Genomic DNA, 13,166 nt, shown 5'->3' with positions numbered 1-13,166 from the left:
CGTGCGGCTGACCGCTGACTATCGTGGAGGCATGGGCGAGATCGTCGTCGCGTACGAACTCGACAAGGTGGTGGCCACGCATGGAGCGCGTGGCGGGGAGGGGTCCGTCCGCCGCTGCACGCGGCGCCCACCGCCCCGGGCAGGCCCACCGCGACCGGACCGCGAACCCTCTGCGGCAAGGACACCTTCGCCATGGAGACCACCGGCCGGAAACCTTCCGAGGACCCTGAGACCCCCTGGTACCCCGAGGAGTACACATCCCTGGTCTGCCCCGACTGCGATGCCGTGATGGCGACCTGACCTGCGTGCCGACTGCCTTGACGCCGCTGCCTCGCCATCCCCGTTCCCCGGCCACGGCGCTGTGGCGGCGCATGCCGTGCGGCTCCGCGCCAGCTCGCCCACAGCGTCGACCGAACTCGTGGAACCGTCGACGGGCGGACGCTGGCCGGCCTTCATTCCCGGCCGGATCTCTTCAGGAAGGGTCTCTTTCCTCAGGGATGGGGAGAGCCTGACGCCGACAGGTGGACGAGTCGATCCTCGGTGCCACACGGCAGAGCCGTTGTGCTGCAGCATCGGCGTGGTCCGGCACGGAGACGGCGAGCAGGCTGAAGGGAGCCCCAGGCCACAGTTCGATACACACCACGGGCCTGCCGGGCCGCACCGCCACGAAGTCCTCCCCGCCGTGGTGGCCCCGCATGCCGATGCACATCACGCCGGGAATCCAGGCACCGCGCTGAGCGACTCCCCGCAAGGCGCGCCACCAATCGGGTTCCACCGTCACACGGCACACCGCCGCCAGCGGCACGTGCACATTGCCGCGGCGCGCGGCCGCCTTCTCCCACCACGACAGACGTATGAGCAGGTCGTCGCCTTTGACCAGGATTCGCCTCATCGTTGATCTCTCTCCACCAACCTCGCTTCGGTCCCACCGAGGCAGGGCCGAGCGTGGACGTTGCGTCGTCACCGGATGGCAGCCACCTCAAACCGCGGTCAGCGCCGCACGGAACCGCGTCGGTGACGGCCGAATCCCGGTAGAGCAAGGCGGGGTCGGCCAGGAAGCCGGCGACTGTGGTGCCGGCTGCTGCCACGAGCAGTCGGCGGTCACGGCCCCGCGCCACACGCGCCAGAGTCGGCGCAGCCGGCCCGCTCACCGCAGTCGCTGAGGCGATCACGAACCAGCCGACGAGCACGAGCCAGACCTCGCTCGCCACGGCCCCGATGAGACCAGGCGCAGGCCCGACACTCTCTACCACAGTGCAGTCATCCCACCTGCTGCCGGCGTCACCGGGCGCAGCCGACGTCCAGCACCTCGATCACGTCACCATGGCTGGTGTAGACGAGCCAGCACCATTCACCGAACGCTGCCGCCACCTCTGGGGCCTGTGGCTTCGGGGTCCGGGCCACGGCAGTGACGAGCGTGATGATCTCCTGATGTACATCGTCCGGGACGCCGAACAGCACGTCGGCCGTCCGTTGGATCAGTTCGACTTTCATTTCACACCCCGCGGACCGCAGGAGCAGCAAGGTAAAGGTAGGGAGCTGAGCACTGCGCCCACGCCTGTGGACGACTACGTCCAGCGTCCGACATCGGCAGCCAGCCTCGCAAGGTTGCTGGTACGTGTGTGACATGTGCTCCGCCGCGCCGCCGTCGGTGTGGACGTCCGTCTCTCCACAACGCGCTTGAGCCGTTGTCGCTCGGTGAGCCATGAGACGGTGAAGAACACCGGCAAGGGCGATCCCCAGCAGCAGCGCGGAGCCTGAGAATGCGCTTGCAAGGAAGCGGCCTCCCAGGCGTGCCACCTCGTGGTACTGGCCGGTCGCCACGGTCATCAACAGCGCGTTTCCGCCGACGGCAAGGCCGAGCACCTTTCGGATCAGGCCGGGCCGCCCGCGCCCGGGTGCGCCACGGCGATGCCGTGGGGGCTGGCATGACCTGTGAGGCTGCTGTCAATAGTCCAAGCCGAAACGGCAACGACCCACCAGACCGTGTGCGTTTTGGCGGGTACGCAAAAGCTCCCGACCTGTATTTCTGCAGGTCAGGAGCTTTTCCCGGAGTACCCCCGGCAGGATTCGAACCTGCGCACACGGCTCCGGAGCCATGGCTGGGCCCATGGTGCCCCGTGAGTCACGCAACCCTGGCTGATTCATGTCAGGCCGTGGATGGGTCCGTCGCCGTACAGCGCGCCGATGTCGACCAGCAGGACATCGCGGCGGTGTCCGGCGGCGTCGATGACGTCGGGATGGAAACCGTGCAGGGAGAACAGGGCGAGGGGCGCGTCATCGGACCGGTGCCCCTGGTCTGCGAGGAGGGCCCGGATGTGCTCGAGGCGTTCGAGGTCCTTGAGTCCTCGGGGTTGGACGGTGGCCTTGGCCTCTCCGATCAGGGCGATGGCGGCTCGCCGATTCTGAGGGCGCTCGCCGGGGGCCATGGCGAGCAGGTCGACCTCGTGCTTGGTCCGGGCGGCCGGATCCGCGATCTCCGCCGTGCCCACCGCGCCGAGCGACAGCCCTGTTTCGTCGATGGCGAAGGAGCGGGCCCATTCGCGCGCGGTCTCCTCGAAGTGCGGGCCGAGGATCTTCGAGTGGTACGTCGGTCGGGACGACTGCCACACCTGGGCTCCGCGCCTCCGCTCCACCAGGTCCACCATGGGCAGTGTAATCAGCTGGTTGAAGCGGATCACTGGGTCCGCCACGCTGATGACCGGGTGCCGCGCCTTGAGCAGGTCCTGCTCCTTGCGGATGTAGCCGGTGGACTCGAGCACCTCCAGCGGGGCCACCATGGCGGAGCGGGACCGTTCCAGCATCGAGCCGACCTTCGCCGGGGTCGAGGCACCCCGGGCGACCGCGGACAGCACGTCGTAGTACAGCGTGCGGTGGGTGATTCGTGGGTCCTCGCGCAGCAGGAATTCAGCCTCCACCCGTGAGTACAGGGCCCGCCCCGGGTCCAGCAGGGTGCGTTCCACCCAGGGGCCGAACTCCGCCTCGCCCTGCGGCACGGGCCCGGCGGCCAGCGGCCGGTAGCCGGGTGCACCGCCGAGCACGGCGTCGACCTGCAGCGCCACCGCCGGATCCTCGATCCCCCAGTGGGCGCGGGCGGTGCGGTAGTCGAAGGCCGGCAGGCGCAGGTCCAGCACTGCCCGGCCGCGCAACGGCTTGGTGCCGGACAGCAGCTCGGACATCACGCTCATCGCTGACCCGCACAGCACGATTCGGCCGCCGGGTGCCTTGCCGGACTGCGACTGGTCGTACAGCAGTTGCAGGAACCCGGGGATCTCCGGGGAGTGCTGCATCAGATACGGCAGCTCGTCGATGACGATCAGCGGTGCACCCGAGGCCCGGTTCACCACCTCCAGTGCGGCGGTGAGCGCATCCCGCCAGTCGTCCAGCCGCATCGCCCCAGGCCGCACCCCCGCGTGCGCGGCGATCGCCTCGGTGAACCGGTGGAGCGCGGGCACCCGACCCTCCTCCTGCACGGCAGTCAGGTACAGCCCGCCCACCGCCTCCGTGAGCGCCTCCAGCAGGAACGACTTCCCGTTCCGCCGCCGCCCCGAGACGATGGCCAGCCGCAGCTCGGGGGATGGATCGGTGAGGAAGTCGTTCAGGAGGGACCACTCGTGATCACGGTCCAGCAGCCGCTCCGGCTTGTCGATCTGTTCAGGCACAGCTTCCTCGTTTCCGTTCAGGTGCACCTAGACAGTATTGGCATGGGTCGAGCTTAACGCGCTCCGGCCGCGGTGCCACGCTGCGGGTGCCCCCCCTCACGTGGGTCAGGCGGGCGAGGCGGTAGCGGGTGAGGACCCGGTGAACGGTCGCGGGGTTCAGCCCGAGGAGGTAGGCGATGCGGGCCGGGCCCCAGCGGCGCAGCACGCGGACACTTGATGATGCGCCGCTCGGTGCGGGTCGGAGTCCGGCGCGGGCTGTGATGCGGGCGTGAGGACCGGTCGGTCATGCCTGCCTTGCCCAGTTCGCGGTAGTGGGTGGCCTACCCCTGGGCTGTCGTGGGTGACACCCGGAAAGCGTTCGGCGGCCCGGCGCAGAGTCCAGCCCTCTGTCGCTGGTGCAAGATGGAGCAATCCACACCAGGCCAGAAGGCCCTCAACCATATTAAGATCGGTCAGCCGTGACCCCCGTCACCGTCCACAACCTCCCGGGACAGAACAGCAGATCATGCTGAGCCAGGTCACCGGTCGCGTCCGCAGCGGCCGGTGGCTCGCGGCTGCCGCAGTTCCCACCGTGCGTCAGTTCTTCGTGGGCGCACCGCAGCACTTCTTGTACTTGCGGCCCGAGTCGCACCAGCACGGGACGTTGCGCGCCGGCGGCCACAACAGGACACGCTCGGGGTGTCCCGTCAGGGCATACCACTCGCCGAAGGAACGCCGGGATTCCGCCGCGTCCGCGTCACGGCCCTGCCGGTGGGTGTACGCCTCGAACTCGGCGAGGGTGGCGCTGACCATACGGACACGGGCGGCGCCGGCCTCGCTGTAGGCGCGGGCTTCACGCTGCAGCCGCTCCGCGTAGGTGTCGTAGTCGTCGCCGTAGTGGGCGGTCGACTCCGGCCAGCGGGCGCGGACGGCGGTGAAGTCCTCGCGGACCCAGCGCAGCACGATCCCGTCGAACGCCTCCCCGTCCTCGGGCACGTCCACCGACGGCCCCTGTGACAGCGTCTCCAGCAGTCCCTCCCGGAACTGTGCGAAGGAGGCGTTCGCCTCCTCCTCCGCGGCGAGGTCGTCTTCGTCAAGCTCGATTCCCAACTCGCCGCGCAGGAAGCCGCGGTCGATGAGCAGCCCGTGCCGGTACTCGGCCGCCTGCGGGCTGTCGTCGTTTGCGGTGATGCGGTCCAGGCCCGCCTGGCACCACTCAAGTGCCCGCTCGTACCGCCCGGCCTCAGTCAGCGCCTCGACCATATCGTCGATGACCCGCAGCCGCGCCGCCCCGGCGTGTTCGGTGTCGAGGCGAGCCCGTAGGTCCTCCTGGGTGTGCTCGGCCTCCGTCGCGCGGCGCAGCGCGTACAACTGGTCGACGATGCCGACGTGGGCGTCGAGACGGTACTCGCCATCGCATGCGGCGGCGCGCCGGAACAGAGACAGCGCCGCCTCGGCCTCGCCGTGTCGGACCGTGAGCCACCCAGCGTCCACCAGCGCCCGTGGCTCCTCCGGATCACCGGCGTGTTCATCCGCCCAGCGTTCGCACGCGGCGGCGGACGGCTCTCCCCGCTGGGTGCCAAGGAAGGCTTCGTAAGCGGTTGTTGGGGCATCGGGGCCAGCGAGTTCGTTCACAGGAAAACCCTACCGAGAAGCAATGCGTCCCGGTGCGTGCGGAGCCCTCATGAGGCATCACCCGTGGAACACGCGCCCGCATTGCCCGGGGCGCGCCCCGTCGCCGTCGGCTGCACGGCGGCCCCCCAACTGGATGATGTCACTCGATGGGGTGAAGGGAATTCCTCAAGCGCGCGACAGACGGCTACCTGGGGACGCATGCTGATCTTGCCGTATCCCGGCAGCGCCACATGATCCGCAGCCGTACGTACCTCTGGAGATGGTGCGCGTGCCCCACCAAGTGCCCCTGGACGCCTCGGAAGTCATCGAGGGCGTGGTCGACCACTTGCTGCACGTCAGTTTCGACGAGCGCACGGTACTGCGGCTGACCGCCACAACGGGCGGTGAGGAAAGCATCACCGCCCTCGGCAGGGCGCTCTTCGGGGTGCGGCCCGGGGAGAGCCTGCGGCTGCACGGAGCCTGGGTCCGTCATCCGCGCCACGGGCGGCAGTTCAGAGCCGAGCGGTGCGAGCGGACGGTGCCGGCCGACGAGCGGGCGATCCGTCTCTATCTCGCCTCGGGCATGATCCGCGGGATCGGGCCGATTCTCGCCTCGGCGATCGTGGACGCCTTCTGCGAGCAGACCCTGAACGTCATCGACGCCGAACCCCAGCGGCTCCTCGATGTGCACGGGATCGGTCAGGTCCGGCTGGGCCGGATCACGGCGGCCTGGCAGGAGCAGAAGGCCATCGCCGAGATCATGGTGTTCCTGCAGGGCCTCCGGATCACTCCGGCGCTCGCAGTGAAGATCTACACCGCGTACGCCGACACCGACGACGACCCGATGCACATCGTCCGTCGTACCCCCTACCGGTTGTGCCGGGACGTGCGCGGTGTCGGCTTTGTCAACGCCGACAAGATCGCCCTCGCCGTCGGCATCCCGAAGCACAGCGACGCACGCCTTCAGGCCGCGCTCTTGCATGAACTCGACCAAGCCGGAGCCAGTGGCCACTGTCACCAGCCGGTGCGCGTTCTGATCGTCCGTACCCGTCAGCTGCTCACCGATGACGATCCGGCGACCGAGGAGATCCTCGACGACGCGGTCCTGCGTCACGCGCTGGAGACGCTGTGCGGCCAGGGCGAGGTGATCACGGAGACGCTGCCGCTACCCGTGCTGGACGGAACTGACACCGTGGCTGACACCGAGATCGCCATGCTGGCGCACCGGCACCGGGATGAGGCACAACTGGCCTTCCACGTACGGCGCCTGCTCGGCTCCACCTCCTCGCTGGCCGACCTCGCTCCGTGGGCCGAGCGTCTGGCTGCGCTGAGGGGCCGGGAGACGGCCGGGCTGACCGACGAGCAGCACCAGGCGATCCTGACCGCCCTGATCCGCCCTCTCTCGGTCCTGACCGGCGGACCGGGCTGCGGCAAGACCCATACCCTGCGCACTCTGGTCGACATCGCCGACGAGGCCGGTGCGGTAGTCGCGCTGGCCGCTCCGACCGGAAAGGCCGCCAAACGCCTGGAGGAGACCTGCGGGCAGGCGGCGATGACCGTGCACCGGCTGATCAGACCGCCCGACGGCGACTCCCTCTTCGATCACGCCGGCGTTCTGGAGACCGCCGACCTGGTGGTCATCGACGAGGCATCGATGCTCGACCTGGCCCTGGCCCGCCGGCTGTTCTCCGCCGTCCGGAACGGCTGCCACCTGATGCTTGTCGGCGACATCGACCAGCTTCCCAGCGTCGGCCCCGGCCGCGTGCTGCGCGATCTCCTCGATGTCGAGGACATCCCGCGCACCCGGCTCACCAAAGTCTTCCGCCAGCACGACGACAGCGCGGCGATCGTCATCAACGCCCACCGCATCCTGCACGGTGAACTGCCGAGGGAGGACCCCAAGGTCTTCTGGAATCGTCCCGTACCCACCGCCGAGGACACCGCCCAGCGTGTGGTGGACCTGGTCTGCGAGCTCATGCCGAAGCACTTCGGGGCCCGCCCGGAGGACATCCAGGTCCTGTGCCCCGGCAAGAAGAACATCGCCGGCATGACCGACCTCAACCTGCGCCTCCAGGAGCACCTCAATCCTCCGGCCGACGGCAAGCCGCAGCACTATCACGGTGGTGCCGCCTTCCGGCTCGGCGATCGCGTGCAGCAGGTCCGCAACAACCCCCACCGTGGCGAATCCGGAATCTTCAACGGCAGCAGCGGCACCGTCACAGCTGTCGACGTCGAAGCCCACCGGCTCACCGTCACCTTCCACGACGGCGAGGCGGCGACGTACCCCTTCACCGACCTCGACGAGTTGGTCCACGCCTACGCGCTGACCGTCCACCGCTCCCAGGGCAGCGAATACCCCTACGTCATCATCCCCATGATCAGCGCGGCCGGGATGATGCTGCTCCAGCGCGACCTGCTCTACACCGCCGTCACCCGCGCCCGCAACGGAGCCATGCTCATCGGCCAGAGCGAAGCCGTCGAACGCGCGATCGCCAACAACCGCACCCAGCGCCGCAACACCGCCCTCACTCATCGCATCCATCACGCCGAGGCCGCCGTACCGGCACCACGCGCCCACACGCCGAGCGGCCAACTCACCTGGGACTGAACGGAGGCGGACCCATCCAAGGGCTGCGCAGCGGCCTTGGCCTGCGGTGGCGTACCTGCTCATACGCCCGGCATGCCGCAACCCGTCGCCTCGTGGTACCGACGCTCGCACGCGCTGCGATGGCGGGCCGCTGACATTCGTGCCGAGCATCGGCCGGCTAAAATGAAACGGCCTCTTTCTCCGTGTGCTTCCGGACCGTCTTTATTGGCAAACGCGCAGTTCACGGCAGGTGCCCTACGGTGAGGACTCCGCCTTGCGCTCTTTCCCGTCCCGCGTATGTCCCGCATGCGGGACATACGCGGGATCGGACATTTGGGCTTTCATCCGCCCGGCACCGTAAAATCGCAGGTCACAGCCCTGTTGGGCCAAGCGGGTGTCGCCGAGTAGGTCGTGTGCGTTTTGGCATGCACAAGAAAGGCGCTGAACCGCGTTTCCGCTGTTCAGCGCCTTGATCCGGAAGTGCCCCCGGCAGGATTCGAACCTGCGCACACGGCTCCGGAGGCCGTTGCTCTATCCCCTGAGCTACGGGGGCGTGCGCTGCGCTACTGCGCGGCGACGGGTAGAACACTACCAGCTCCGGGAGGGTGGCCGTGAACAGGTATTTCCGGTGCAGCGGAGGGGAGGCGGGGTGCCCCGGCGGGGGCGGAAGTGGGGAAAACCCGGACGCAGGGCGCTCCGGAGACCTACTCTCGAGTTGTGTCAGGCGCGTCCGGGCGAGTGCTCGTTGTCGACGACAACCGGGTCATTCGGCAGCTGATCAGGGTCAATCTCGAGCTGGAGGGCTTCGAGGTCGTGACCGCGGCCGATGGTGCCGAGTGCCTGGAGGTGGTGCATCAGGTGCGGCCGGATGTGGTCACGCTGGATGTGGTGATGCCCCGGCTCGACGGTCTGCGGACGGCGGCGCGGCTCAGGGATGATCCGCGGACCAGACGTCTGCCGTTGGCGATCATCAGTGCCTGTACGCAGTACGAGGTGGAGACCGGGCTTGCCGCCGGGGTGGACGCGTTTCTTGCGAAACCGTTTGAGCCGGCCGAGTTGGTGCGGACGGTGCGGCAGTTGGTGCATCGGGAGGGGCCGCCGCCCGTCGAGGGCAGGAGTGGAGTCGGGCGGGCGGAGAGCGCGCGGGGCTGACCGCATGGCGAAACCGGTTCGCGTTTGACCCCCCTGCCTCCCATACGCTTGTCCCGTGACCCCCGCTGAGCTCTCCCGTACCGTCCGGCACGCCGTGCGTCGGGCGGTCGACGAGGGTGCCCTGCGGGTGGCCGTTCCCGACAGCGTCAAGATCGAGCCGTCCCGTCCCGGCGGCCGCGGGGACTATGCGTCGGCCGTCGCCCTCCGGCTGGCCGGCGCCGCGGGGAAGAGCCCGCGCGAGGTGGCGGAGGTGCTCCGGGAGCGAGTCGAGTGCGGTGCCGGCATCGAGGCCGTGCACATCACCGGGGTCGGGTTCCTCAACTTCACACTGGGCGGAGAGACTGTTCCCGAGCTGCTGCGCCGCGTCCGCGAGCAGGGAGAGCGCTACGGGTACAAGGACGGGGATGGGGACGGGGGCAAGGACGGTTACGGAGGCGGGGGCGGTCTCGCCGGGCAGCCCGTCGTCCTCCGTACGCCGCGTGAGCTGCGTGCCCGTGTGATGGCGGAGACCCTTGTGAGGCTGCTCCGCAGCCAGGGAGCCCCCGCCGAGCTAAGCGATGCCGAGACCTCTGACGCCGAGCTCCGCGACTCCGAGCTCCGCGACGCCGAGATCCCTGACGCCAAGCTCCGAGATGCCGAGACCTCTGACGCCGAGCTCCGCGGCATCGAGCTCCGAGACGCCGAGATCCCTGACGCCAAGCTCCGAGATGCCGAGACCTCTGACGCCGAGCTCCGCGGCATCGAGCTCCGAGACGCCGGGGAGGCCGTCCGCGTCCGGGGTGTGGACGACCAGGATCTGCTGCGGCGGCTCGGGGACGACGCCGGGCGCTGGGCCCTCCTCCGGGCCGCTCCCGGAGATCGGCCCCAGACCCGGAGTCCCCTCCTGCAGAAGGAGGAGAACGGGCTGTTCCGGGTGCAGTACGCGGCCTCCCGCGCTCGCGCCCTCACCCGCGGTGCCGCTCAGCTGGGGTTTGCGAGCCGGTACGAGCGGTACGAGGAGGACGTCCGCTGCGCCGACGTCAGTCAGGGGATCCGCGACTACCCGGCCGTCCTCGCCTCAGCCGCCCGCCTCCGTTCCCCCGACCGGCTCGCCCGCCATCTGGAGGCGCTCGCCGACGCCCTGCTCGCCTTCCAGCACACCGTGCTGCCCCGCGGCGACGAGAAACCCTCGGCCGCCCACCGGTCCCGGCTCGCCCTCGCCGAAGCCGCCGGGACGGTGCTCGCCGGCGGCCTGGGACTTCTCGGCGTCAGTGCACCCGAATACGTGTAACAGCCGTACGCAACAGCCGTAGGCAACAGCGGTAAGAGAGAGACAGATGAGCCGATCCGCGCACCCCGCCGGGCCCCGTCACGCCGATGTGCTTCCCGAGGGGCACTACACCGCCCCGCCCGCCGACCTCAACGCCCTCGACGCCAAGGTCTGGTCCCGCACCGTGCACCGCGGCGAGGACGGCGTCGTCACCGTCGGCGGGATGGAAGTGACCCGGCTCGCCGAGGAGTTCGGCACGCCCGCGTACTTCCTCGACGAGGCCGACTTCCGGGCCCGCTGCCGCGCCTGGGCCGACGCCTTCGGGCCCGACGCCGACGTGTTCTACGCGGGGAAGGCGTTCCTGTCCCGCGCCGTCGTGCGCTGGCTCACCGAGGAGGGGCTCAACCTCGACGTCTGCTCCGGCGGGGAGCTCGCCACCGCCCTGGACGCCGGGATGCCCGCCGAGCGGATCGCCTTCCACGGCAACAACAAGTCGCAGGAGGAGATCGAGCGGGCCGTGAGCGCCGGCGTCGGGCGCATTGTCCTCGACTCCTTCCAGGAGATCGTCCGCGTCGCGCACGTCGCCCAGGCGCAGGGCAGGCGGCAGCGCGTGCAGATCCGCGTCACCGTCGGCGTCGAAGCGCATACGCACGAGTTCATCGCCACCGCCCACGAGGACCAGAAGTTCGGCATCGGGCTCGCGGACGGGCAGGCCGCCGAGGCCGTGCGGCGGGCGTTGAAGCTGGACGGCCTGGAGCTCATCGGCATCCACTCGCACATCGGATCGCAGATCTTCGACATGGCGGGCTTCGAGGTGTCGGCCCGCCGGGTGGTGCAGCTGCTCGCCCAGGTGCGGGACGAGCACGGCGTCGAGCTGCCCGAGATCGACCTGGGCGGCGGGCTCGGCATCGCGTACACCTCCGAGGACGACCCCAAGGAGCCGCACGACATCGCCAAGGCGCTGCGCGAGATCGTCGCCCGGGAGTGCGAGGCCGCGAAGCTGCGCACCCCGCGCATCTCCGTCGAGCCGGGGCGGGCCATCGTCGGGCCCTCCGCGTTCACGCTCTACCGCGTCGGCACGATCAAGCCGCTGCACGGCCTGCGGACGTATGTGAGCGTCGACGGCGGCATGTCGGACAACATCCGCACCGCGCTGTACGACGCGGAGTACAGCGTCGCCCTTGTCTCCCGTAGGTCCGACGCCGCGCCCGTGCTCAGCCGGGTCGTCGGCAAGCACTGTGAGAGCGGCGACATCGTGGTCAAGGACGCGTTCCTGCCGGCCGACGTGGCGCCGGGCGATCTGCTCGCCGTGCCGGCGACCGGCGCGTACTGCCGTTCCATGGCCAGCAACTACAACCATGCGCTCCGTCCGCCGGTCGTCGCCGTCAAGAACGGCCGGGCGCGCGTGATCGTCCGGCGCGAGACCGAGGAGGACCTGCTGCGCCTCGACGTCGGCTGAACCGCCGGCTGAAGCGCCGGCTGAACTGTCGGCTGAACCGTCGGCCGACGATCGAGGCGACATCGGATGATGGAATAGGCGTCTCGCGATCTGGACCGAGGGTGGAAACTCTCATCCGGTGCGTGAGACTGGATCGATTCATGCTTGAAGTGAGAAACGAGGTCGGATGATGCGTACGCGTCCGCTGAAGGTGGCGCTGCTGGGCTGTGGAGTGGTCGGCTCAGAGGTGGCGCGCATCATGACGACGCACGCGGACGACCTCGCCGCGCGCATCGGCGCCCCGGTGGAGCTCGCCGGGGTGGCCGTGCGCCGCCCCTCCAAGGTGCGGGAGGGCATCGACCCGGCGCTGATCACCACCGATGCGACCGCCCTGGTCAAACGCGGCGACCTCGACGTGGTCGTCGAGGTCATCGGGGGCATCGAGCCCGCCCGCACGCTCGTCACCACCGCCTTCGAGCACGGCGCGTCCGTCGTCTCCGCCAACAAGGCGCTGCTCGCCGAGGACGGCGCCACGCTGTACGCCGCGGCCGAGCAGCACGGGCGCGACCTGTACTTCGAGGCCGCGGTCGCCGGCGCCATCCCGCTGATCAGGCCGCTGCGCGAGTCCCTGGCCGGCGACAAGGTCAACCGGGTGCTCGGCATTGTGAACGGCACCACCAACTTCATCCTCGACCGGATGGACTCCTCCGGCGCCGGGTACTCGGAGGCGCTCGACGAGGCCACCGCCCTGGGGTACGCCGAGGCCGACCCGACCGCCGACGTGGAGGGCTTTGACGCCGCCGCCAAGGCCGCCATCCTCGCCGGGATCGCCTTCCACACCCGCGTGCGCCTCGACGACGTCTACCGCGAGGGGCTGACCGAGGTCACCGCCGCCGACATGGCCTCCGCCCGCCGCATGGGCTGCACCGTCAAGCTGCTGGCCATCTGCGAGCGGGCCGCCGACGGACAGTCGGTGACCGCCCGGGTCCACCCCGCGATGATCCCGCTCAGCCACCCGCTCGCCTCTGTGCGCGAGGCGTACAACGCGGTCTTCGTCGAGGCGGAGGCGGCCGGGCAGCTGATGTTCTACGGCCCCGGGGCCGGCGGCGCGCCCACCGCCTCGGCCGTTCTGGGGGATCTGGTCGCCGTCTGCCGCAACCGGCTGGCCGAGTCGACGGGGCCCGGCGAGTCCGCGTACACGCAGCTGCCCGTGAGCCCCATGGGCGAGGTCGTCACGCGCTACCACATCAGCCTGGACGTGGCCGACAAGCCCGGCGTGCTCGCGCAGGTCGCCACGGTCTTCGCCGAGCACGGAGTATCGATCGATACTGTTCGGCAGCAGGGCAAGGACGGCGAGGCGTCCCTCGTCGTCGTCACCCACCGCGCGCCCGACGCCGCCCTCTCCGGGACCGTCGAGGCGCTGCGCAAGCTCGACACCGTGCGCGGTGTCGCCAGCATCATGCGGGTTGAAGGAGAGTAAACACC

At 69.8% G+C, this 13,166-nt stretch carries 9 protein-coding genes, 1 tRNA gene and 2 pseudogenes; 5 read left to right on the top strand and 7 right to left on the bottom strand.

Annotated features, from left to right (window positions below; all coding sequences use genetic code 11):
• Positions 1–472 precede the first annotated feature (472 nt).
• From QCN29_RS00925 to QCN29_RS00905, 6 genes and pseudogenes are all read right to left on the bottom strand, one after another.
• Entirely contained in the window at positions 473–892 is a 420-nt protein-coding gene (locus tag QCN29_RS00925; protein ID WP_279925480.1) for a hypothetical protein, read from the bottom strand.
• A gap of 389 nt (positions 893–1,281) precedes the next feature.
• On the bottom strand, positions 1,282–1,494 hold the full coding sequence (locus tag QCN29_RS00920) for a hypothetical protein (RefSeq protein ID WP_279925479.1): 213 nt from the start codon (positions 1,492–1,494) through the stop codon (positions 1,282–1,284).
• 228 nt (positions 1,495–1,722) lie between these two features.
• Positions 1,723–1,905 (bottom strand): annotated as a pseudogene (locus QCN29_RS37005) (DUF6256 family protein); the annotation flags it as partial.
• A 239-nt stretch (positions 1,906–2,144) separates the two neighbouring features.
• A complete protein-coding gene (locus QCN29_RS00915; protein ID WP_279925478.1) occupies positions 2,145–3,662 on the bottom strand; it encodes an AAA family ATPase in 1,518 nt (505 codons plus the stop codon).
• A 61-nt stretch (positions 3,663–3,723) separates the two neighbouring features.
• Positions 3,724–4,103 (bottom strand): annotated as a pseudogene (locus QCN29_RS00910) (helix-turn-helix domain-containing protein); the annotation flags it as partial.
• A 135-nt stretch (positions 4,104–4,238) separates the two neighbouring features.
• Positions 4,239–5,276, bottom strand: coding sequence for an SEC-C domain-containing protein (locus tag QCN29_RS00905; RefSeq protein ID WP_279925477.1), 1,038 nt, complete (start codon positions 5,274–5,276; stop codon positions 4,239–4,241).
• Positions 5,277–5,544: 268 nt separating this feature from the next.
• Here QCN29_RS00905 and recD2 point away from each other — a divergent pair, with 268 nt between their 5' ends.
• The gene (gene recD2, locus QCN29_RS00900; RefSeq protein ID WP_279925475.1) at positions 5,545–7,863 is read left to right on the top strand and encodes an SF1B family DNA helicase RecD2; all 2,319 of its coding nucleotides are present in this window, start codon (positions 5,545–5,547) and stop codon (positions 7,861–7,863) included.
• 460 nt (positions 7,864–8,323) lie between these two features.
• On the opposite strand, the gene QCN29_RS00895 is transcribed toward recD2, so the two are convergent.
• Positions 8,324–8,395 (bottom strand) — tRNA-Arg (locus tag QCN29_RS00895).
• A gap of 116 nt (positions 8,396–8,511) precedes the next feature.
• On the opposite strand from QCN29_RS00895, the gene QCN29_RS00890 reads away from it, so the two are divergent.
• From QCN29_RS00890 to QCN29_RS00875, 4 genes are all read left to right on the top strand, one after another.
• Positions 8,512–8,994 (top strand): response regulator, encoded by a 483-nt coding sequence (locus QCN29_RS00890; protein ID WP_279925474.1) that lies wholly within the window; start codon positions 8,512–8,514, stop codon positions 8,992–8,994.
• 55 nt (positions 8,995–9,049) lie between these two features.
• On the top strand, positions 9,050–10,264 hold the full coding sequence (gene nrtL / locus QCN29_RS00885) for an ArgS-related anticodon-binding protein NrtL (protein ID WP_279925473.1): 1,215 nt from the start codon (positions 9,050–9,052) through the stop codon (positions 10,262–10,264).
• Between the two features lie 46 nt (positions 10,265–10,310).
• Positions 10,311–11,702, top strand: coding sequence for a diaminopimelate decarboxylase (gene lysA, locus QCN29_RS00880; RefSeq protein ID WP_279925472.1), 1,392 nt, complete (start codon positions 10,311–10,313; stop codon positions 11,700–11,702).
• Positions 11,703–11,871: 169 nt separating this feature from the next.
• The gene (locus tag QCN29_RS00875; protein WP_240135067.1) at positions 11,872–13,161 is read left to right on the top strand and encodes a homoserine dehydrogenase; all 1,290 of its coding nucleotides are present in this window, start codon (positions 11,872–11,874) and stop codon (positions 13,159–13,161) included.
• Positions 13,162–13,166 lie beyond the last annotated feature (5 nt).

Origin of the sequence: Streptomyces chengmaiensis, from assembly GCF_029846775.1 — a bacterium.
Lineage (GTDB): Bacteria > Actinomycetota > Actinomycetes > Streptomycetales > Streptomycetaceae > Streptomyces > Streptomyces chengmaiensis.
This window is presented reverse-complemented; position numbering and strand designations above follow the sequence as displayed.